This is a genomic window from Flavobacterium sp. LMO8 (genome assembly GCF_009495755.1).
Classification (GTDB): Bacteria; Bacteroidota; Bacteroidia; order Flavobacteriales; family Flavobacteriaceae; genus Flavobacterium.
Window position 1 is genome coordinate 255,531 of sequence record NZ_WIBJ01000031.1, and the last position, 22,074, is coordinate 277,604.

General features: G+C 32.4%; 21 protein-coding genes. 12 read left to right on the plus strand and 9 right to left on the minus strand.

Annotated features, from left to right (window positions below):
* Nucleotides 1-60: 60 nt before the first annotated feature.
* From GFJ94_RS09085 to GFJ94_RS09095, 3 genes are read left to right on the plus strand one after another with little or no spacing between them, the layout of a single operon-like run.
* Nucleotides 61-783, plus strand: coding sequence for a polyprenol monophosphomannose synthase (locus tag GFJ94_RS09085; RefSeq protein ID WP_153201649.1), 723 nt, complete (start codon nucleotides 61-63; stop codon nucleotides 781-783).
* Entirely contained in the window at nucleotides 783-2,135 is a 1,353-nt protein-coding gene (locus GFJ94_RS09090; RefSeq protein ID WP_153201232.1) for a dihydroorotase, read from the plus strand. The genes GFJ94_RS09085 and GFJ94_RS09090 overlap by 1 nt, the downstream gene beginning before the upstream one ends.
* The gene (locus tag GFJ94_RS09095) at nucleotides 2,135-2,521 is read left to right on the plus strand and encodes a DUF4296 domain-containing protein (protein WP_153201233.1); all 387 of its coding nucleotides are present in this window, start codon (nucleotides 2,135-2,137) and stop codon (nucleotides 2,519-2,521) included. Before GFJ94_RS09090 ends, GFJ94_RS09095 begins: the two co-directional genes overlap by 1 nt.
* On the opposite strand, the gene GFJ94_RS09100 is transcribed toward GFJ94_RS09095, so the two are convergent.
* Nucleotides 2,499-3,494, minus strand: a complete 996-nt coding sequence (locus GFJ94_RS09100; protein WP_153201234.1) for an NAD-dependent epimerase/dehydratase family protein — start codon at nucleotides 3,492-3,494, stop codon at nucleotides 2,499-2,501. The genes GFJ94_RS09095 and GFJ94_RS09100 overlap by 23 nt on opposite strands.
* Before the next feature lie 178 nt (nucleotides 3,495-3,672).
* Here GFJ94_RS09100 and tyrS point away from each other — a divergent pair, with 178 nt between their 5' ends.
* Nucleotides 3,673-4,962 (plus strand): tyrosine--tRNA ligase, encoded by a 1,290-nt coding sequence (gene tyrS / locus GFJ94_RS09105; protein ID WP_153201235.1) that lies wholly within the window; start codon nucleotides 3,673-3,675, stop codon nucleotides 4,960-4,962.
* 70 nt (nucleotides 4,963-5,032) lie between these two features.
* Here tyrS and GFJ94_RS09110 read toward each other — a convergent pair whose 3' ends face one another.
* The 6 genes from GFJ94_RS09110 to GFJ94_RS09135 form a co-directional block, all read right to left on the minus strand.
* The gene (locus GFJ94_RS09110; RefSeq protein WP_153201236.1) at nucleotides 5,033-6,013 is read right to left on the minus strand and encodes an acyl transferase; all 981 of its coding nucleotides are present in this window, start codon (nucleotides 6,011-6,013) and stop codon (nucleotides 5,033-5,035) included.
* A gap of 83 nt (nucleotides 6,014-6,096) precedes the next feature.
* Nucleotides 6,097-8,151 carry a T9SS type A sorting domain-containing protein gene (locus GFJ94_RS09115; RefSeq protein ID WP_153201237.1) on the minus strand — a complete coding sequence of 685 codons (2,055 nt, stop codon included), beginning with the start codon at nucleotides 8,149-8,151 and terminating at the stop codon, nucleotides 6,097-6,099.
* Nucleotides 8,152-8,322: 171 nt separating this feature from the next.
* The gene (locus tag GFJ94_RS09120) at nucleotides 8,323-9,240 is read right to left on the minus strand and encodes a T9SS type A sorting domain-containing protein (RefSeq protein ID WP_153201238.1); all 918 of its coding nucleotides are present in this window, start codon (nucleotides 9,238-9,240) and stop codon (nucleotides 8,323-8,325) included.
* 91 nt (nucleotides 9,241-9,331) lie between these two features.
* On the minus strand, nucleotides 9,332-9,673 hold the full coding sequence (locus GFJ94_RS09125) for a T9SS type A sorting domain-containing protein (protein WP_133608599.1): 342 nt from the start codon (nucleotides 9,671-9,673) through the stop codon (nucleotides 9,332-9,334).
* A gap of 107 nt (nucleotides 9,674-9,780) precedes the next feature.
* Complete coding sequence (locus GFJ94_RS09130) at nucleotides 9,781-10,929, minus strand: hypothetical protein (protein ID WP_153201239.1); 1,149 nt, start codon at nucleotides 10,927-10,929, stop codon at nucleotides 9,781-9,783.
* A 142-nt stretch (nucleotides 10,930-11,071) separates the two neighbouring features.
* Nucleotides 11,072-13,855: a TonB-dependent receptor gene (locus tag GFJ94_RS09135; RefSeq protein WP_153201240.1), complete on the minus strand. Its 2,784-nt coding sequence runs from the start codon at nucleotides 13,853-13,855 to the stop codon at nucleotides 11,072-11,074.
* Nucleotides 13,856-14,033: 178 nt separating this feature from the next.
* Here GFJ94_RS09135 and GFJ94_RS09140 point away from each other — a divergent pair, with 178 nt between their 5' ends.
* Nucleotides 14,034-14,723, plus strand: coding sequence for a response regulator transcription factor (locus tag GFJ94_RS09140; RefSeq protein ID WP_153201241.1), 690 nt, complete (start codon nucleotides 14,034-14,036; stop codon nucleotides 14,721-14,723).
* Complete coding sequence (locus tag GFJ94_RS09145) at nucleotides 14,723-15,766, plus strand: cell wall metabolism sensor histidine kinase WalK (RefSeq protein ID WP_153201242.1); 1,044 nt, start codon at nucleotides 14,723-14,725, stop codon at nucleotides 15,764-15,766. The genes GFJ94_RS09140 and GFJ94_RS09145 overlap by 1 nt, the downstream gene beginning before the upstream one ends.
* On the opposite strand, the gene GFJ94_RS09150 is transcribed toward GFJ94_RS09145, so the two are convergent.
* Both GFJ94_RS09150 and GFJ94_RS09155 read right to left on the minus strand, forming a co-directional pair.
* A complete protein-coding gene (locus tag GFJ94_RS09150; protein ID WP_153201243.1) occupies nucleotides 15,740-16,795 on the minus strand; it encodes a glycosyltransferase in 1,056 nt (351 codons plus the stop codon). The two genes, GFJ94_RS09145 and GFJ94_RS09150, sit on opposite strands and share 27 nt — an antisense overlap.
* The gene (locus GFJ94_RS09155; RefSeq protein ID WP_153201244.1) at nucleotides 16,795-17,616 is read right to left on the minus strand and encodes a UDP-2,3-diacylglucosamine diphosphatase; all 822 of its coding nucleotides are present in this window, start codon (nucleotides 17,614-17,616) and stop codon (nucleotides 16,795-16,797) included. Before GFJ94_RS09155 ends, GFJ94_RS09150 begins: the two co-directional genes overlap by 1 nt.
* Nucleotides 17,617-17,735: 119 nt before the next feature.
* Here GFJ94_RS09155 and trmB point away from each other — a divergent pair, with 119 nt between their 5' ends.
* The 6 genes from trmB (at nucleotide 17,736) to GFJ94_RS09185 (ending at nucleotide 22,042) form a co-directional block, all read left to right on the plus strand.
* Nucleotides 17,736-18,410 carry a tRNA (guanosine(46)-N7)-methyltransferase TrmB gene (gene trmB, locus GFJ94_RS09160; RefSeq protein WP_162523831.1) on the plus strand — a complete coding sequence of 225 codons (675 nt, stop codon included), beginning with the start codon at nucleotides 17,736-17,738 and terminating at the stop codon, nucleotides 18,408-18,410.
* Between the two features lie 3 nt (nucleotides 18,411-18,413).
* Nucleotides 18,414-19,040: a LysE family transporter gene (locus GFJ94_RS09165; RefSeq protein WP_153201245.1), complete on the plus strand. Its 627-nt coding sequence runs from the start codon at nucleotides 18,414-18,416 to the stop codon at nucleotides 19,038-19,040.
* 1 nt (nucleotide 19,041) lies between these two features.
* Complete coding sequence (locus tag GFJ94_RS09170) at nucleotides 19,042-19,380, plus strand: methylated-DNA--[protein]-cysteine S-methyltransferase (protein WP_162523832.1); 339 nt, start codon at nucleotides 19,042-19,044, stop codon at nucleotides 19,378-19,380.
* Nucleotides 19,381-19,525: 145 nt separating this feature from the next.
* Nucleotides 19,526-20,668 carry an Mrp/NBP35 family ATP-binding protein gene (locus tag GFJ94_RS09175; protein WP_153201246.1) on the plus strand — a complete coding sequence of 381 codons (1,143 nt, stop codon included), beginning with the start codon at nucleotides 19,526-19,528 and terminating at the stop codon, nucleotides 20,666-20,668.
* 1 nt (nucleotide 20,669) lies between these two features.
* Nucleotides 20,670-20,909: a NifU family protein gene (locus tag GFJ94_RS09180; protein WP_153201247.1), complete on the plus strand. Its 240-nt coding sequence runs from the start codon at nucleotides 20,670-20,672 to the stop codon at nucleotides 20,907-20,909.
* Between the two features lie 74 nt (nucleotides 20,910-20,983).
* On the plus strand, nucleotides 20,984-22,042 hold the full coding sequence (locus tag GFJ94_RS09185; RefSeq protein ID WP_153201248.1) for an NAD(P)/FAD-dependent oxidoreductase: 1,059 nt from the start codon (nucleotides 20,984-20,986) through the stop codon (nucleotides 22,040-22,042).
* The last annotated feature ends 32 nt before the right edge of the window (nucleotides 22,043-22,074 follow it).

Consider the following 22,074-nt stretch of genomic DNA (forward strand, 5'->3'; position numbering starts at 1 on the left):
AATTATTAAGAATTGTCAACAAGAAATACCTTATTTTTGCAGTTGAAATACAAGATTTTTATGGCTCAAGGTATTGTTGTAATTCCAACTTTTAACGAAATTGAAAATATTGACGCTATCATTAAGGCTGTTTTTGCATTGCAAACGCCATTTGATGTTTTAGTAGTAGACGACAATTCTCCAGATGGAACTGCTGCAAAGGTAAAAGAATTGCAACAAGAATTTCCTTCGCAATTGCATTTAAAAGTTCGCATGAAAAAATCGGGTTTAGGAACGGCTTATGTAGCAGGTTTTAAATGGGCGCTTTCTCATGGATATGATTATATTTTTGAAATGGATGCCGATTTTTCTCACAATCCTAATGATTTAGAAAAGTTATTAGTAGCTTGTGAAAATGGAGCGGATGTTGCTATTGGTTCTCGATATTCAAACGGAGTAAATGTGGTAAACTGGCCTTTAAGCCGAGTTTTGTTATCTTATTTTGCTTCAGTTTATGTGAGGATTATAACCGGAATGAAAATTGCGGATGCAACAGCAGGTTTTAAATGTTACAGAAGAACTGTATTAGAAAAAATTAATTTAGATAAAATAAAATTTGTGGGTTATGCGTTTCAAATAGAAATGAAATATCGTGCCTTTGTAAATAAATTCGTTATTGTTGAGGTTCCTATCATTTTTACAGATAGAACTAAAGGACAATCAAAAATGAGCGGTGGAATTATTCGTGAAGCCGTTGTTGGAGTAATAATGTTAAGAATACATAAAATGTTTAATAGATTATAATGAGTGCCAATACATATTTAATTAGAAATGCCAAAATTGTAAATGAAGGTGTTGTTTTTGAAGGGGATATATTGATTGAAAATGAATTCATAAAAGAAATCGCACCTCAAATTAGTCTGAAATCGTCCGACTGTGTTATTATTGATGCAGAAGGGAGTTATGTAATGCCAGGAGCTATTGATGACCAAGTGCATTTCAGAGAACCAGGACTTACTCATAAAGGAACTATCGAAACAGAAAGTAGAGCAGCGATTGCGGGCGGAATTACTTCATTCATTGAGCAGCCAAATACGGTTCCAAATGCGGTCACTCAAGAACTTTTAGAAGATAAATACCAAATTGCTTCTCAAACATCGTATGCGAATTATTCGTTTATGATGGGAGGAACGAATGATAATTTGGAGGAAGTTTTAAAAACTAATCCAAGGAATGTTGCCGGAATTAAATTATTTTTAGGTTCTTCTACTGGAAATATGTTGGTGGATAATCCAGAAGTTTTAGAAAAGATTTTTTCATCAACGAAGATGTTAATTGCGGTGCATTGTGAAGATGAAGCAACAATTAAAGCTAATACACAAAAATATAAAGACGAATTTGGAGACGATATTCCAATGAAATACCATCACTTGATTCGTAGTGCCGAAGCTTGTTACTTGTCTTCGTCAAAAGCGATTGAATTAGCTAAGAAAACAGGTGCGCGTTTACACGTGTTTCATTTGTCAACAGCAAAAGAAATGGACTTGTTTACCAATAAAATTCCATTAGAGGATAAACAAATTACTGCCGAAGTTTGTATTCACCATTTATGGTTTACAGATGCTGATTACGATGCGAAAGGTTCGTTAATAAAATGGAATCCAGCAGTAAAAACTCAAGAAGATAAAGATGCTTTGTGGAAGGCCTTGTTAGATGACAGAATTGATGTAATTGCAACTGATCATGCTCCTCATACTTTAGAAGAAAAATGTAATCCTTATTTGACGTGTCCTTCTGGAGGTCCATTGGTTCAGCATGCTGTTGTGGCTATGTTTGAAGCGCATCACCAAGGAAAGATTTCAGTAGAAAAGATTGTAGAAAAAATGTGTCACAATCCGGCCAAAATTTTTAAAATCGAAAAGCGTGGCTTTATTAAGGAAGGATATTATGCAGACATTGCAATTGTAAATGCTTATTTACCTTGGAATGTTAAAAAAGAAAATATTATCGCAAAATGTGGTTGGTCTCCGTTTGAAGGCTATAACTTTAAATCACGTGTAACACATACTTTTGTTAACGGGAAATTAGTTTATCATAATGGTAAAGTAAAAGAAGCAAAAGCAGGACAACGTTTGTTATTTGAAAGAGAAGTGTAATGAAACAAATACTATTTTTATTACTAAGTTTATTGGTGTTTTCTTGTTCTAAGAATCCGGTTCCAAAACCTGATAATTTATTAGACGAGGAAGTAATGGTGGATATTATTTATGATGTTTCGATTTTACAAGCAACAGATGGTTCTATGCCACATAAATTAAAAGAATATAATATTGAAATGGATCAATATATTTTTAAAAAATATAAGATTGATAACATAACTTTTCGACAAAATCAACGCTATTATGCCGCAGATGTTAGAAAATCAAAAAGAATATATAAAAGGGTAATTGAAAAATTTGAGCAAGAAAAATCTAAAATATCTGGCGATTCAAACAAAAAAAAAGATAAAGATGGAAAAATTATTTACGAGCCCGTAAAATAGCTTTTAAATAATCTTCTTTTTTTAGAAAAGTAAAATTAAGTTCCTTTTCAATTTTTGAAGTATCAAATGTAGTTTTAGTATGTGACGATTTTGCAGTACTTCTAGTTAATCTTCTTTTTCGATTTGCTATTTTTGAAATCAACCAATCCATTCGCCAAGCGATAGAAGTCATGAATTTACTTGCTTCAATAGAAGGCTTTTTTAATTTCAATTTTTCTGCAATAAAATCAAGTAATGCTTTTGTGGAAATATTTTCACCAACTAAAGTATAACGTTCTCCATTGCTGTTACTATTCATTAATTGAATCATGCACTTCGCAACGTCTTCAACCGATATAATTCCAATGTTGCCTTTCGTATAAAACGACAATCCCTTTTTTACCGATTGAATAATCACATCGCTACCTTTTTTTGGAAAACCATAACCAAAAATCACACCCGGATTTATAATGACAACTTCCAAACCTTCCTGATGTCCGCGGAAAACTTCCATTTCTGCACCATATTTCGTAATGGCATAATCACTATGCAATTCTTCTGGATTCCACTCAGTTTCTTCTGTAATAGTAGTTTCGTGTTCTTTTGGATTTCCTAAAGCGGCAATCGAACTCACATGACAAAGTTTTTTTATGCCAAAATCAATACAACAATTTACTACATTAGCCGTTCCTTCGATATTGATTTTTCGCAGTTCGTCTTCGTCATTTGGGTCGAATGTAATCAAAGCTGCACAATGATAAACATGAGTGATATTTTCAAAAGCAATTTCCAAAGATGGAATATCTGTAATGTCGCCTTTTACCCAATTGATTTTATCAAAAAGAGCAGTTTGATTATGAAAAGCAAAAACATTTTTCACTTTTTCAATTTGTTTTTCCGAACGAAATAACGCTTTTACTTCCTCATTTTCTTGAAGAAGTTGCACTAACAAATGTGAACCTACTAATCCTGTTGCTCCTGTAACTAAAATCATGATGTAAAGATAATATTTTTTGAGAAGATAGAATATAGATATTAGAAGTTAGAAAATAGACTTGACTTTATTATTGATTTTTGCATTTGAAATTGAACTTGAAATTGCCCTTGAATTTTGAATAAAACTTTTAAACTTTTAAACTAAAAGTTATCTTTGCTCAAATTATTTGAAAATCATGAAAAATTTTATTGAAGAAGTGACTTGGAGAGGAATGCTCCACGACGTAATGCCAGGCACCGAAGAACATTTGATGGAGCAGATGCGTGTGGCGTATGTGGGTATTGATCCAACCGCCGATTCATTGCATATAGGACATTTAGTTGGGGTTATGTTATTGAGACATTTTCAATTGAGTGGTCATAAACCATTAGCGCTTGTAGGTGGAGCAACCGGAATGATTGGTGATCCATCAGGAAAATCTAACGAAAGAAATTTATTAGATGAAGCTACTTTGCGTCATAATCAAGAAGCGATTAAAGGGCAATTGGCTCGCTTTTTAGATTTTACTTCTGCGGAAGCAAATGCTGCTGAGTTAGTAAACAACTACGATTGGATGAAAGAATTCTCCTTCTTAGATTTCATTCGCGATGTGGGAAAACACATTACGGTGAACTATATGATGGCGAAAGATTCGGTTAAAAAACGTTTAACTGGAGAAACTTCAGAAGGAATGTCGTTTACGGAATTTACGTACCAATTAGTGCAAGGCTACGATTTTTTGCATTTATACCGTGCAAAAAAATGTACGCTTCAAATGGGCGGAAGTGACCAATGGGGGAATATCACTACTGGAACTGAATTAGTGCGAAGAATTGAATCTGGAAAAGCGTATGCTTTAACTTGTCCGTTGATTACAAAAGCGGATGGAACGAAGTTTGGTAAATCAGAAGGTGGAAATATTTGGTTAGATGCAGAAAGAACTTCGCCTTACAAATTTTACCAATATTGGTTAAATACTTCGGATGTTGATGCAGAAAAATACATTAAAATTTTCACTTTCTTAGATAAAGAAACAATTGAAAGATTAATTGCTGAGCATAACGAAGCACCTCATTTAAGAGCTTTACAAAAACGTTTAGCAGAAGAAATTACCATTATGGTACATTCTGCAGCAGATTTAGAAAATGCAATCGCAGCTTCAAATGCGTTCTTTAGTCCGTCTATGGATGAATTAAAAAAGTTAGATGAGAAAACGTTTTTAGAAGTGTTTGATGGTGTTCCTCAAGCTGAAATTTCAATGGAAGATTTCAATGCAGGTTTAGATATGATTGCGGCATTAGCAGCAAAAACGAACTTCTTAGCTTCTAATAGTGATGCGCGTAGAGAATTGAAACAAAACTCGATTTCTTTGAATAAAGAAAAAGTGGGTGAAGATAAAATCATTACAAAAGAGGATTTAATCAACAATCAATTCTTGTTGTTGCAAAAAGGAAAGAAAAATTATTACGTAATTAAGGTTAAATAGTTTTGTCATACTGAACTTGTTTCAGTATCTGATTTTAGAAGCTGAAATGAATTCAGCTTGACAAAAAAACTTATATTACCATCAAATTACAACCACGAATATCAGAATTATCAAAACGTCCCAACACTTCGAAAGAATGGTTGGGATATTTTTTTCCCAAATCTTGCGTAGCAATAAACGAACACGAATTGATATTAGCTAAATCAATCACGTTAATTCCGCCTGTTTTTCCTTCGGAAACATAAGTTAAAGCATCTTCCGTATCACGAATAAGAATTTGCATCCATTGAGGACATTCAAAAACACCATCGCCAAGAGAATACGCTTGTGAAAGTAATTCGGTCATACCATATTCTGAATGAATTTTTGAAACACCAAATCCGTTGCATAGAAGCGAATGTAATTCTTCGCGAATCATTTCTTTTCTTTTGCCTTTCATGCCGCCGGTTTCCATAATAATGGTATTTTTTAATTGGAATTTTTGCTTCTCAATTAAATCCAACAAAGCATACGTAACTCCAATTAAAATCACATTCTGACCTGAATTATCTAACTCAATTACTTTAGAAATTAATTCATCGTAATTATGCAAATAAAACCCAGAATCTGAATGATTGCTACTTTGGATTAAATCTTCCACCATGTAAATTAACGAAGAACCTTCGCGCTCTAAATAGGATGGAAGTAAGGCTAAAACACAATAATCTTCAATATTTCCATAAAATTCTGAAAAGCCTAAGCGATAACTTTCTTCGTACCAACTTACATCGGTAACTAAGTGTTTACTGGTTTGCATTCCGGTTGTGCCGCTACTGGTAAACGTTTGCTGAATAGCTTCAGGCGAACTTAAAACGTTATGACTTTTAAAAAATTGAATGGGTAAAAATGGAATTTCAGTTAATGATTTCACGTTGGTTTTGTCTTTCTTCAAGAAGTTGCAAAATTGTTGGTACACCAAATTGTTATCGTACTGATGACGAAATACTTTTAAAGTAATTTTTTCAAATTCTTTTTTAGAACCAATTTGGAAAATGTCTTCTTGTGAAATCATGGTGCAAAAATAGCAAACAAATTTATCTTAAATAAAAAAGCACCAACTTTCGTTGATGCTTTTCAATATATTGTAAAAACTAATTATTGAATAACTAATTTTCTTGTAGCAGTTTTACCTTCTTCGGTAACTTTTACAATGTAAACGCCAGCATTTAAACCAGAAACGTTTACAGAATTGTTGATTACATTAGAATTAATAACTTCTTTTCCTAGTAAGTCAAAAATTTGAACAGACATTTCAGCATTAGCTGTAGAAGTCAAGTATAACGTATTTCCTTTTAATGGGTTTGGATACATAGTTAAACCGTCTATTGCATTGAAAGAGTTAGTTGTTAAATAGGTGCCTAATGGATAAGGAACAGTACATGCAGCATTAGTAGTAGCGCCTTCTAATTGGTTAATTCCACTAAATGTCCAGTTTCCAATTACAAATGAAGTTCCGTCAGGACCAGTATTTGAAACTCTGTAAGCCCAACCATCTAAATAATCCCAAGGTGTTCCTGTACCGTCTGCATTTACATCTCCAAAAGTATCGATAATTACACCGTTTTCGTATAACTCAATAGCATCATCACCGTTAATACCAACTACTCCGGTTGTATAATTAGGTGCAAATCCAAAGAAGTTTGTAAATTCTGTTGCTTCAGAAGCTACAAAAATACTTTGTCCGGCGTTTAGAGTTCCTGCTGGAAAAGTAAATTCAATTGTAGATCCATTTGAACCAGCTCCATTTGTAACAGAACTAATTCCGTATAAAGATAAATCAGCTATATCAGCTAATGCGTATAATTCAACACCTTTTGGAGTTCCACCTGTATTTGGGCCATCATACGCACCAATAATAACTAAAGAATTTGTAGGCGCACCGAAAACATTTCCAGTAATCGCTACCAATTGATTAGCAGCAGGTGAAGATGATACAGTAATATCGCCACTATAAGAATTTATTGCTAATCCTGAGGCAAGTCTAATAAATACTTCTGTAGAAGCAACGGTTCCAGATGCTGGAGTAATAGAAACAGAAGGTCCGAATCCTGAACCAGAAGTTAAAGAAACTTCAAAGTTAGTTGGAGCAGTAATTGTAATATTTGAAGTTAAGAATAATCCTTCTACAAATATTGAATCTTCATTTGAAGGACCAGCGCCAAAAGTGTAATTCATTGCTGCAGGAGCTCCACCTGTAATTGTGAATTGAGGAGCAGCAGGTGAAACAACACCAGTTAAAGCTAATATTTGATTTGTTGCACCAGTTGAAGAAGCTGTAATATCTCCATTATATGTGTTAGCTGATAACCCAGCCATTAATCTTACATATACGGTAGTTGGATTTACAGTTCCACTTGTTTGAGTTAACATTACTGATGAAGCAAAACCTGAGCCAGAAGTTAAAGAAACTTCAAAGTTGGCTGGAGCAGCAACTGTAATATTTTGTGTTAAATTTATTCCTGATACTGAAAATGAATCTTCTGCAGAAGGGCCATTACCTTCAAAATAATCTAAACTATTAACTGTTCCTGAAACAGAAATTGTAGGAGTTGAAGAAGCAGTAGTTGAATATGTTCCAAATGGAACTAAAGTGCTTAGTGCAGTTGCGGTATTACATAATCCTTCATTGTCTAATAGATTTTGTGCCCCAAAAGTAAAGTCAACAACATTAAAAGCGCCTCCATTTGCTGGTACACCAGCAACTCTATAATAATAGGTGTCAACATGTTCCCATGCTGTTCCAGTTCCGTCTACCGTAGCATCGCCAAAACGATCTATAACAGCTGTAGTTGCATCAATAATTTGAAAAGCATCATCGCCATTGTCATTAATTGCTGCTGAAAGAATTACATTCGCTCCTGAAATTCCAAACTCAGCGCTTAAAGTAGCTACATCATTAGTAATGTAAGCAAATGAATTTGTTAATGAACCAAGAGTTGTTAAATCAATATTAGTAATAAAACCACCGCCGTTTGATTGTCTTACTAAATTCCATCCAGTTAAATCGACAGTTCCATCAACATATATTTCGACAGTTCTTCCTAGTTGTGTTGGGCAAGGAGAGTCGAAATATCCGGTAATGATAACTTCTTGTGCATTTGCAAAAGTAAATGCAAAAAGCATTGAAAATAAAAAGTAAATTTTTTTCATGTTTAAAAATTATAAATTGAGAACAAAGTTAATGAGAATTAATTTTATTTAAGAAATTAAGATGTTAACTTATAATTAAATTTGTAAAGAGTTGATATTTATGATTTTATATTTTTTTAAAACTAAAAAGGCATCTATTAAGATGCCTTTAAAATTGTATTGCTATATTAATTATTCTATAACTAATTTTCTTGTAGCAGTTTTACCATCTTCAGTAATTTTAACGATATAAACACCAGTAGTTAAGCTAGAAACATTTACAGTATTGTTTGTTACTTCTGAGTTTAATACATTTTTACCTAATACATCAAAAATTTGAACCGACATTTCGTTATTAGCAGTTGAAGTTAAAAGTAAAGTGTTTCCTTTTAATGGATTTGGATACATTTTTAATCCTTCGATATTATTAAATGAAGAAGAACTTAAAACATCTACATTTCCAGAAAAAGCAACATTATCAATGCTAAAAGTTCCACCAGAACCTTCTGCGTTGAAACCATAAAAACGGAAAGTTACATTGCTTGTAAGGTTTTCAAATGCAGTTCCTAAAGTTATAGTCATTCCTGGTAAGTTACTTGTTGTTGCGTCTAAGATAACAAAAAAGATATCGTTTGGTTGAACCGAAACTAATGTGCTTGCTCCTACAGATGCAGGTAAGTTGGTTGTAAAACCATCTAAACTTGAACGTACAGCAAAATTTCGCACACCTGTTCCAGATCTTCTTCCTACAAAGGTTATTGATGATAAATCGATTTGACCACCAGAATTTGGACCAACAGTAACTTCAAAAAAAACACCTGTGTCGACAAAACCAGAAAAGTTTGAATAATTGTCGTCTCCATTAATCCCACCTTCGGGTTGATTAATAAATGAAAATCGTCCACTAGCCGTGGAGTTTGTAGGAGGTGCAACTAAGTTAGTAGCTACAAAAGAGCTAAAATAAACGCCAGCAGCAACAGGTACTGGTGTAGGGTCTGTAGCTCCAGAAGCATTAGTTACTGATGCAAAATCGTAAGTTGCTGTAAAAGGGCCCTGAGCAAAGCCAACACTTGCTATAATTACAGATAATAAAGTGTAAAGTTTTTTCATGTTTATTTGTTTAAAAATTGAATACAAAGATAAAATTAAATATAATTTTCTGACAATAATAGTCGTAAGCTATTGTTGTATTTTAAAAGGTTTAATTAATAATTAATTTTCTAGTGGCAGTTGCATCACCTTCTTTTATCTTGATGATATAAACACCAGCTGAAAGATTACTTACATTTACTTCTTTTGAAGTAATAACCGTCTCTAGTACTTTTTTTCCAAGTACATTAAAAATTTCTACCTTTTTGTCTAAAGACGATTTGGTAGTAATGTAAATTTTTCCAGAGTTTACGGGATTTGGGTAAATGGCTAAGCCCTCAATTGTAGGTTCTTGAGTTTTAGTCGCAATAGCAGATTTGTTCTCTTGTGCCTGAAGGCTGAAAGAAAACAAAACCGTTAAAAGAAAAATAGTATAAAAGTATTTTTTTTTCATGCGAAACTAATATTGAGTGTAAAGATAACCATTTTTTAATTACAAATACAATGCCAAATAAAAAATCCCTCTTCGTGAGGGATTTTAATTTATTTTACAGCTCTATATTAGAAACCAGTTGTCCATCCTGTTGCCCAGTTTGGAGTATCTCCGCTATTTCCAGCTCCAGTATTTGTTCCTGTAGTCATATAACTTGTGTTTGTTCCAGCATATTCAGAATTAGTAGTGATTGATGCTCCAAAATAGATAGGATTAAAAGTAACATTTCCATTATCTACATTTGTATTTGCATTAGGGTCTTCTGTAGTGTTTTTAATTTTTAAACCTTTAGTAAATCCATCAATATAAATGTTTTGGCAATCCCACATACCAGCACCTTCTTTTAAGTAAATTCCATGTTCTGATCCAGCTAAACTTCCTTTTACAATTGTAAAGTTTTTTAAAGTTGCATTAGTAGTAGGAGTTGCTGCTCCATTATCTCCATTGTTAGAACCTTCAACACCAGCTTTAGCTACATCTTTGATGAAAACATTTTCAAGAGTTCCTGAATATCCATCTGCGAAATCTACTGCATCATCTTCACTGTGTAAAGCAATTAAATACTTAGCGTTTACAGCTCCACCAAAGAATTCAATACCATCGTCACCACTTTTGTATGCTTGAACGTATTCAAAAACAGTTCCGCTTCCAACACCAAATAATGATACTCCGTTAAACTCTTTATCACCATTAAATGCAGCACCAGTATATTCAACTCTTAAGTAACGGATAACTCCTGAACTATCTGTGTTTTCTGTACCACCATAAGTTAAATCTCCAACTTCTGATGTTGCAGTTTGACCAGTAGATCCACCTTTATTAGTGTTTGCTCTACCACAAATTACTAAACCACCCCAATCACTTGGAGCTTGAACTGCATTTCCACTTGTCATTACTACAGGGTTTGTTGAAGTTCCATTTACATATAATAATCCGTCTTGAGCAATTGCAATATAAGAAGAAGTACCACCAGTAGCTTCAATTCTAGTTCCAGCAGGAATAGTTAATGTTGCACCTGCTCTTACAATAAATGAACCAGTTAAGTTGTAAGTTTGTGTTGGGTCTAATGTTGCAGATTGCCCGCTTAATAATTCACCTTGAAAATTTGCAGGGTTAATTGTAATTGAATTGTTATTTCCGTCTGAATCTTCATCTCTTGAACAAGATGTGAAAGTTAAAACAGCTATAGCTAAAGCTGATAATAATAAATTTTTCATTTTTTGTGTTATTTAATTTGTTGTGACAAATCTATGATTGATTTTTTTTTAAATGTTTAACTAAATGTTATGAGTTTATTAAAAAAAGAAGGCAGATTTAATAAAAAATCTGCCTAATATTTATTTAGTGTTAACTAATTGTTTAGAACGAATATTTCATTGAAAGACTAAAGTTTCTTCCTTTTTTGTAGGAATCAACTACAACATCAGGACGTTGAGTTCCACCGTCATTAGCTCCTTGTTGATTTCTTTCTATCGTTGGGTCAGTTAAGTTTTTAGCACTTAAGCCAAATGCAATATTTTTATTTACATTGTATTTTAAAATAAAATCTAATGTGATAACTTCACTATCTACTAAGTCACCTTTTCCAGTAACTCCAAGAGCATAAATTCTGTCAGAGAAATAACCACCTGCTAAAGTTGCGGTTAATGATTTATTGTTTTTAAATTCTTTATTAAAACTAATATCTGAATTTACTAATAAATCTGAAGCACCAGTTAATCTTGAATCTTGATTAGTAAAAACAACATTCATACCCGGATTTTCTCTAATCACTTTTTCTGAATCTAAATCTTGTGTTGTATATAAGTAAGAAACGTTTAGGCCAAAACCTAAATTTGTTTTCTCTCCAGTTGTATTGTTTTCACGAGAAATTATGTTTTTTCTTAATTCTCCTTCTAAACCAAGACCTATTGCTCTTTCTCCCGAGTTTACCCAAGAAATGTCATTTGTAGCTGATGCAATTGTTGCTTGGTTAATTGGGTTTTGTATATATTTTCCAAATCCAGTGAAAGATACTACTTCGCCATTTTTAGGAAAATATTCCCATTTTAAATCAAAGTTATAATCGGTAGAGCTGTATAAGTTTTCATTACCAATATAACTTTGCCCAACTTCTTCAAACAAGAAAGGTGCTCTTTCTTTAAATTGAGGTAAAGTGTACGTCTTACTTGCTGCTAATTTAATATTTTGTTTTTCGTTAACTTCATATTTTGCTGTTAATGAAGGTAAATATTCCATAGTATCAGATAATTTTTTACCTGTTTTCAATGAGGTGTTGTAAAATATATCTTGAATAATGTATTCAGAACGGAAACCAGCTATTACAAATAATTTTGGTGTAAACTGATATTCAATAGCTCCAAAACCAGCAGATACTATTTGTTGGCCATTGTAGTTTTGAGGTTCTAAGGCATTTGGTGCGAATTGATTACCTCTGAATGTTTGAATGGTAAAATAATTTAAATTGTAACTATTTTGATTAAAATATCCATCAATGTTATTAATGTCAATAATTTCTTGTGAATTAATTCTAAAGTTTAATTGTGTTGCATCAAAGTTAATTTCTTTATATCGAGCACTATATCCAGCAATAAATTTACCTTTATAAGTGTCATCTGCTGTTTTTCCAAATTTGTAAGACAAAGTAAAGTTTCCTGCAACCTCATCATCAGTCATATCTTGGTAAAATCTATGATTATCTGATTGATTTAAATTTGAAACTATTAATGGTGATGTATTTGGGTTGTCATTGTCTAATGGTACAAAAGTGTTTTGCATTCTGTCTGGAATAAGATTATTCATCATATTGTAAGATAATCCCCAGTCAAAATTAATTCTATCGCTAAATGTATGATTACCTAATAATTGGTTAATTAATAGCGATGTTCTTTCAAAAGTAGAACGTCTTAAAAAACCACCGCCATCAGGAGCTGCATCAAATATATCAATAACACCAGTAAATTCTTCGTGTTTTTGAGATGTTGAGTTGATGTACATTGTATTCCATTTGATGTTATGGTTGCTATTAATCTTATAGTTCAAATTAGCCATAGCATTAGAACTTGTTTGATATTCGTAAGCTTTTCTAAAAAAATCTTTTTTAGCAATAGATTGAACACTTACACCACCTCTTCTGATCCCTTCTTTAAAATTGTAACCATTATCAAAAGAAGCGTTTAAAAATAAACTCAATTTTCCGTTTGAACCTACTGAATAAGAATCACCACCTCTTAAGTATAAAGAACTTCCAACAGGTGTTGCTGCTTGTTTATCCCAACTTGTGGTAAAATTATATCCAGATAATGGATCATTTGGAATTGGCTCGTTGCTGAAACCATGAAAATTGGGACCATCTTGTAAGTAAAATTTTCTTTGAGAAATGGCGTTAGAATTAGCATTCATACCACTTCCTACTTCAATCATTCCACTTCCTTTGTAGGTTTTAGAAACGATATCTACATTAGCTCCTGCAAAATCTCCGTAGTTTTTGTAGTTGAATGTTTTGTCAATTCCAATGTATTCTACAATATCAGTTGAAAAAACATCTAACGACATGTTTTTTGTTGATGGATTATTTGAAGGTAAAGGTAAACCATTCATAGTAGTAGAATTGTATCTGTCTCCAAGACCTCTAACAAAAATATCACTAGAACCTTCTTGTTTAGATATACCTGATGTTTTTGCAACCGCTGCTGCAACATCACTAATTCCTTTTTTAGAAATTTCTTCGGCTCCAATACTTTGTTTAATTTCAACAGCTTTTTGTTGTTCTTGTAATAAAGCACTTTCTTTTTCTTTAGAAACGGTTTGAACAATCACAACATCTTGCAATTGAACACCACTTGCTTCAAGTGTATGGTTAATTACTTTTTTCTCATTAGCTTTAATGGTAAATGGAATTTCTTTAGTTTCATAACCTAAATATCCAATTACTAATGTATAGTTGCCTGGTTTTAATGAAATAGAATATTTTCCATTTTCATCTGTAGAAGCTCCTTGTTTAGTTCCTTTAATTACTATATTAGCAAAAGGTAAAGGTTCGTTGTTAAATTCTTTATCTAAAATGGTTCCGGTTACCGTTCCATTTTGTGCAAGTAATGCTACTGAAAAGAATAATGTTAATAGTAAAAAACGTAGTTTCATTTTGTGTTGTTATATTTTGGTGCAAAGGAAATCATGTAGTGTTATAGAAAAGTTATTTACTTGTTATGAATTAGTTGTTAATGCGTTACTAAATTGTTAAGTAATTAAATAATTGTAAACTCCTTTGAACATTTTATTTTATCTTTACCTTTACAATCAAAACATAACAAATTTTGTAATGAAGAAAAAAGACATTAAGATCTTATTGGTTGATGATGAGCAAGATATCTTAGAAATTGTTGGATACAATCTTTCTCAAGAAGGATATCAAATTGTAACGGCTTCAAATGGAAAAGAAGCTATTGCAAAGGCAAAAAAAGAGCAACCGCAATTAATTATTATGGATGTGATGATGCCCGAAATGGATGGAATGGAAGCTTGTGAAAACATCAGAAAAATCCCTGAACTTAAAGATACAATTATTACTTTTTTAACAGCTCGTTCTGAAGATTATTCACAAGTAGCTGGTTTTGATGCTGGAGCTGATGATTATATTGCAAAACCAATTAAACCAAAAGTTTTAGTAAGTAAAGTACAAGCATTACTAAGAAGATTAAAAGGAATTGAAAATACATCGTCAAGCACAACATTAACTTTAGGATCAATAGAAATTAACAGAGAAGAATATAAAATTGTTAAAGATGGTGAAGAAATTGTTTTGCCTCGTAAAGAGTTTGAATTATTCTATTTGTTAGCTACAAAACCAGGAAAAGTGTTTACTAGAGAAGAAATTTTAGACAAAGTTTGGGGTAATGAAGTTGTTGTAGGCGGAAGAACTATCGATGTTCATATCAGAAAATTAAGAGAAAAAATCGGAGATAGTTTCTTTAAAACCATTAAAGGAGTGGGATATAAAATCGAATTTTAATGCAATTAAAATTTAAAAAATCTTATAAGTTCGCTTTAAAGTCATCGTTATATGTAACCTTGTTCTTTTTAGCGACTATTTTTTTATATAATTATCTCGTTCAGTCATTAAATTTACTGATTGTATTTGCTTTTTCGCTTATTTTTTATGCAGCTACATTTTTTTTAATTCAATTTAGAGTAGAACATTTTATCTACAAACGCGTTAAGAAAATCTATGACGATGTTTCACTTTTAGAAACTACTTCTTATGTGAATCAGCCTGTAACAACCGATATGGCAACTTTGACAAAAGAAGTAAAAAAATTCGCCAGAGATAAAAAATTAGAAATCGAAACTTTAAAAATTAGGGAAGAATACCGAAAAGAATTTTTAGGGAATGTTTCGCACGAATTAAAAACACCACTTTTTACCATTCAAGGTTATTTGCTAACGCTTTTAGATGGTGCAATGGAGGATAAAAATATTCGAAAAAAATACTTAGAACGTGCTGAAAAAGGTGTTGAACGATTGATTTACATTGTGAAAGATTTGGACATGATTACCAAATTAGAAGTAGGCGAAATTAATTTAGATGTTACTAAATTTGATATTGTTGAAGTGATTCAAAATGTGTTCGATTTGTTCGAAATGAAAGCAGCAAACAAAAATATTACCTTAACTTTTGATACCAAATATGATAAACCAATTTGGGTAATGGCCGATCAAGAAAAAATTCAACAAGTAGTTACAAATTTAGTCGTAAATTCAATCAAATATGGTAAAAAAGGTGGTACGACTGAAGTAGGCATTGAAGATTTAACCAAAAATAAAATCATCGTAAGAATTACTGATAACGGAGAAGGTATCGAAAAGCAAAACATCCCGCGTTTATTCGAACGTTTTTACCGGGTAGATAAAAGTGGCGCAAGGAGCGAAGGTGGTTCAGGTTTAGGATTAGCAATCGTGAAACACATTATTGAAGGTCACGAAGAAAAAATCTATGTGGAAAGTCAAATTGGAGTTGGTTCAGAATTCTCATTTACTTTGGAAAAGACGAAATAATTCGTTCCAATTTGGGTCAACCGAAAAATCCTTAAATCCTTTGTATAAGTGAATTTTTTCTAACTTGGAAGCTTTGAATTTCTCTTGCTTACAACTAGGAGCCACGATTTCGGATTTAAACTTTTTAGCTAAATATTCTTGTTCGTATTGCCCCGGTGTTGGTATAAAAAACGCTTTTTTCTCCAATTTCGCCAAATCCATAACCGTAGTATAACCCGAACGACACACCACAAATTCACTTTCGTTAAAAGCAGTACTTAATTGTTCTGAATTCATGAAATTGTAATAGGTAATCGAGTTTACTTTCTCTATCTGTTGTTGTGATTCTACAATTCCTTTTACAAAAAGAATTTCTTTCGAACTATTTTCTAATTCTTTGGTAAGTTTCTTTTCTAATAGAGTACGTTGTGGTTCTGGTCCTGATAATAAAACCATAATGTCGTACTTAATTGGTAACGATTTTTTTTCAATTCGACTTAAAGGTCCAATGTACTGAATGGTGTTTGTCATCTTTTCAGGATGGCCTAATTTTCCAGATAAATTTTCAACTCCCGCGACATCAGGAACCCAACAAGAATCAAATTTCGAAATGTAACGCGAATGTAATTTAGTAGTTAACCAAGACGTTTTTCCGGAAAGCACATTCAATTGATGCGTAATAAAAACAGAAGGCACTTTTGAAGAATAAACACCTAATCGATTGTCGCTAATAACACCATCAATTTCATAGTTCTCTATTATCTTATTGATTTTCGATTTCTCTTTTTTGATGGCAGAAACCATTTTAGGCATTTGAAGTGCCAATTTCCACTTGAAATTTTTCCCTTTTTCAGCATATTGAATGTTGTACGCAGGTAATTCAATACTTAAAAGTTTAGGAAATTCTTTTTTTAATAAAGCTAAAGCTACTCCGTCAGAAGCAATTATAGGTTCAAAGCCATTTTCTTCTAATGCTTTTATTATTGGAATGCAACGAGTGGCGTGACCTAATCCCCAATTTAAAGGTGCTATCAGTATTTTTTTCTTCATTATTTATTCAAAATAGCAATAAACTGCTCCGCTAATTTATTTTCATCTTCAAAATTATATTCATTCACGTCCGAACTAAAATTTCTGTCATGATGATATAATTTCCACTTTTTATTATTGTATTCTAATGCAGTTAAATTTTCTACCCAATCACCTGAATTTAAATAAAAAGTTTCACCATTTTCATTTTCCATAAACTCAATTTTTGGCTCGTGAATATGTCCGCAAATAACATAATCATATCCTTTTTCAATGGCTAATTCCACACAAACATTTTCAAAGTTAGTGATAAATTTAACAGCAGATTTTACATTGTTTTTAATTTTTTTCGAAAGCGAATACGGTTCTTTATCAAATCGAGCTAAAACCCAGTTGATGAATCGGTTGATTAAAATAAGGATATCATAACCCCAACCGCCTAATTTGGCCAACCATTTGGCTTGGGTTATGGAAGCATCAAAAACATCACCATGAAAAATCCAAGCTCTTTTGTGGTCTAATTCTAACACGAGTTTGTCAATTAAACTAATGTTTCCCATGTGTAAATCGGTAAATTTTCTGAGAAATTCATCATGATTTCCTGTGATGTAGTACACTTTTGTACCTTTGGTACTCATCGAAATAATTTTCTTAATTACTTCTAAGTGTTTCGATGGAAAATAAGATTTTCTAAATTGCCAAATATCAATAATATCGCCATTTAGAACTAAAATTTTAGGTTTTATCGAAGATAAATAATCTAATAATTCTTTTGCATGGCAACCATAAGTTCCAAGATGAATATCGGAAATAACAGCAACTTCAACTTTACGCTTATTCAAAATATAAATTTTAAGCAAAAGACGAAAACGTATCTAATGTTAAGGTTATTGAAACATTATTAAAAGTTTATTTATGTTGCTAATTATTTGCTTAATTTTGCCAAAAATTTAATGAAGTCGTGGGAAGTAAAAATAAATTAAAAAGATTCAGTGAGAACGAAACGTTTTCTAATGTTTTTCAGCCAACAAGAGAAGAAGTTGTAGGAAATGAATTTCCGTTAAGAGGTAAATGGAATAGTGAATTCTTTAAAAACGATAATCCAATTGTATTAGAATTAGGTTGTGGAAAAGGAGAATACTCTGTTGGTTTAGCCGAAAGATTTCCTGAAAAAAACTTCATTGGAATTGATATCAAAGGAGCTAGATTTTGGCGTGGTGCAAAAACTGCGGTAGAATCTGGTATGAATAACGTAGCCTTTGTTAGAACTCAAATCGAATTAATCAATCACATTTTTACCGAAAACGAAGTGTCTGAAATTTGGATTACTTTTCCAGATCCACAAATTAAATACAAAAGAACCAAGCACAGAATGACCAATTCTGAGTTTTTGAATAATTATAAAAAAATTCTGAAACCAAACGGATTGATGCATTTAAAAACCGACTCAGAGTTTATGCATGGGTATACATTAGGATTATTACATGGTGAAGGTCATGAAGTAATTTATGCCAACCATAATATTTACAAAAACGAAGGTGCGCCAGCAGAAGTAACTGGAATTCAAACGTTTTACGAAAGTCAGTATTTAGAAGTAAACAAAGCGATTACATATATTCAGTTTAAAATTAAATAAAAAATGACCATTTTACTTGCTTTGTTTTTAGGTTTTTTTATTGCTTTTGTTGGTATAATTCCTCCAGGAATGTTAAACATGATGGTGGCTAAATTAAGCGTAAACGAAAGTAAGAAAACGGCATTATTATTTGGATATGGAGCGGTTTTCATAGTGCTTATTCAGTGTTTTGTTGGGTTGTATTTTGCAAAGTTTTTAGACAGTCATCCAGCTGTAAGCGATAATTTAAAAAAGTTTGCCGTTGTAATTTTCGTTGTTCTAACAGTTGTTTTTATTTATAATGGGTTAAGAGCAAAGCAACCCAAAAAAGAAGTTGAAATCAAAAGTAAAAATAATCGTTTTTTATATGGGATGATGCTTTCATCATTAAATATGTTTGCCATTCCATATTATGTTTTTTCAAGTTTAACTTTAGCCTCAAAAGATGTTTTTGATTTTTCTATAGTATCTATTATAAGTTTTGTAATTGGTTCTGGTTGTGGTACACTGTTGGTTTTTTATATTTATGCTGTATTGTTTAAAAAAATTGAACACAAAGTAAGCTTTCTAGTCAATAATATTAATTTTTTTATTGCTGCAATTACTGGAATTGTAGCGTTATCATCAATATTTAAAATGATTAGTAATTAAAGTGACAAATAAAAAGACCGAAAACAACAACTTCTTTGAACGAGTTTACGCTATCGTTCGTCAAATTCCTGAAGGAAAAGTAACTTCTTATGGTGCTATTGCAAAAGCTTTAGGTGCCGCGCGTTCTGCTCGAATGGTTGGCTGGGCAATGAATGCTTCACATAATTTAGAGGATGTTCCAGCACATAGAGTGGTGAACAGAAAAGGGCTCCTTTCTGGTAAACATCATTTTGAGGGAACCAATTTAATGCAACAACTACTAGAAAACGAAGGAATAAAAGTAGTTGATAATCAAATTATCGATTTTGAAAAGCATTTTTGGGAGCCAAAACTGCAATAATTTTTTTCTATTTCATCATAACAAAACTTTAAACGTCTAAAGTTTCAAACTCCTAAACTTCTTATTATCTTTGCAATTCATATTCAGTTTAAATAAAAGGTTGTTTCTGCTTTAAATATTTAAACTCTAAACATTCAAACAAGAAATGAAATTAGATAGAAAAGAAATTTTAACTGCATTAGAAACTATTTCGGTAGCTGGTGAAGGTAAAAATATGGTAGAAAGTGGTGCGGTTCAAAATGTAATCACTTTTGGTGATGAGGTTGTAGTGGATTTGGTTTTAGCAACTCCAGCATTGCATATTAAAAAGCGTGCTGAGGTAGATATTATCAAGGTAATTCACGAAAAAGTGTATGAAAAAGCAAAAGTAAAAGTAAACATCAAAGTTGAGGCGCCAGAAAAACCAGAGAATCCTAATTTGATTCGTGGGAAACAAATTCCTGGAATTTCAAATATTATTGCAGTTGCTTCAGGAAAAGGTGGTGTTGGAAAATCTACAATTACAGCCAATCTTGCGGTAACATTAGCTAAAATGGGATTCAAAGTTGGAGTTTTAGATGCCGATATTTACGGACCATCCATGCCAATTATGTTTGATGTTGAAAATTCGAAACCCATTTCAGTTGAGGTTGACGGAAAATCAAAAATGCAACCAGTTTCAAGTTACGGAGTAGAAATTCTGTCTATCGGATTTTTTACAAAACCTGACCAAGCGGTTATTTGGAGAGGTCCAATGGCTGCTAAAGCATTAAACCAAATGATTTTTGATGCCAACTGGGGCGAATTAGATTTCATGTTAATCGATTTACCACCAGGAACTGGCGATATTCATTTATCAATTATGCAATCGTTGCCAATTACAGGAGCTGTTGTAGTAAGTACACCGCAAGCAGTTGCCTTAGCTGATGCTAAAAAAGGAGTTTCAATGTTTATGTCAGAGTCTATTAATGTTCCAGTTTTAGGAATTATCGAAAACATGGCGTATTTTACTCCAGAAGAACTTCCTGAAAATAAATATTATATCTTTGGTAAAGAAGGTGCTAAAAACTTAGCTGAAGATTTACAAGTGCCTTTATTAGGAGAAGTACCATTAGTACAAAGCATCCGTGAAGCAGGAGATTACGGTCGCCCAGCAGCATTACAAACTGCCTCGGTTTTAGAAGGTGTTTTCGAAAATATCACAAGAAATGTAGTGCAAGAAACGGTAAATCGTAACGAAACGTTACCGCCAACAGAAGCTATTAAAATAACAACAATGGCAGGATGTTCTGCTGTTAAAGGAAAATAATATGACTACACTAGAAATAAAAGATAATGTTGAAAAAGCATTAGAGGAAATTCGTCCGTTTTTGAATTCTGATGGTGGCAACATTTCATTAGTAGAAATTATTGATGACAAACATGTAAAAGTCCGTTTAGAAGGCGCTTGTACAAATTGTAGTTTAAGCATCAGTACAATGAAAGCAGGTGTTGAAACTACCATCAAAAAGTATGTTCCACTAATTGAAACCGTAGAGAATATTGCTTAGTGAAGCAATAGTATGATATAAATCATTTTTCTACTCTTTACGAGTTTGTTACTTTGTATTTCAAAATTTAAAACATGATTCAAACAGATATACTTATAATCGGTGCAGGTCCTACGGGACTTTTTGCCGTTTTCGAAGCCGGACTTTTACAGCTAAAATGTCATATTATTGATGCTTTGCCACAACCTGGTGGACAATTAGCAGAATTATATCCAAAAAAACCAATCTTCGATATTCCAGGTTATCCTTCAGTTTTAGCTGGAGATTTGGTTACGAATTTAATGGAACAAATCAAACAGTTTCAACCAGGATTTACATTGGGAGAAACCGCTGAAACCATTGAAAAATTAGAAGACGGAACCTTTATCGTAACTACTAACGAAGGAACGCAACATAATGCAAAAGCTATTGCGATTGCTGGTGGATTAGGAACTTTTGAGCCTAGAAAACCTGTTTTAAAAGACATCGAATTTTACGAAAAAGAAGATCGCGGAGTAGATTACTTCGTAAAAGATCCAGAAAAATACCGTGGAAAAAATATCGTAATCGCAGGTGGAGGTGATTCCGCTTTAGATTGGAGTATTTTCTTGTCGAATGTTGCGAATTCAGTTACTTTAGTTCACAGAAGAAATGAATTTCGTGGGGCTTTAGATTCAGTAGAAAAAGTTCAAGAATTGAAAAACGCTGGCAAAATTAAATTAGTTACTCCTGCAGAAGTTGTTGGGTTTAATGGAAGTGAAAGAATTACCGCTGTTGATATTGATGTTAACGGCGCCAGAATGAAAGTAGAATGTGATTATTTTATTCCGCTTTTCGGATTAACACCAAAATTAGGGCCAATTGCTAACTGGGGATTAGAAATCGAAAAAAACGCTATCAAAGTAAATAACGCATTAGATTATCAAACTAACATCGACGGAATTTACGCCATTGGTGACGTAAATATCTATCCAGGAAAATTAAAATTGATTTTATGTGGTTTTCACGAAGCTACATTAATGTGTCAAAGTGTGTATAACAGAATCAATCCAGGAAAACGTTATGTGTTGAAATACACAACAGTTTCTGGAGTAGATGGTTTTGATGGAACAAGAAAAGAAGCTGAAAAAGCCGTTGTAAAATCGATTGATTAAATAAAATTTTGTTTCAAGTTTAAGGTTTCAAG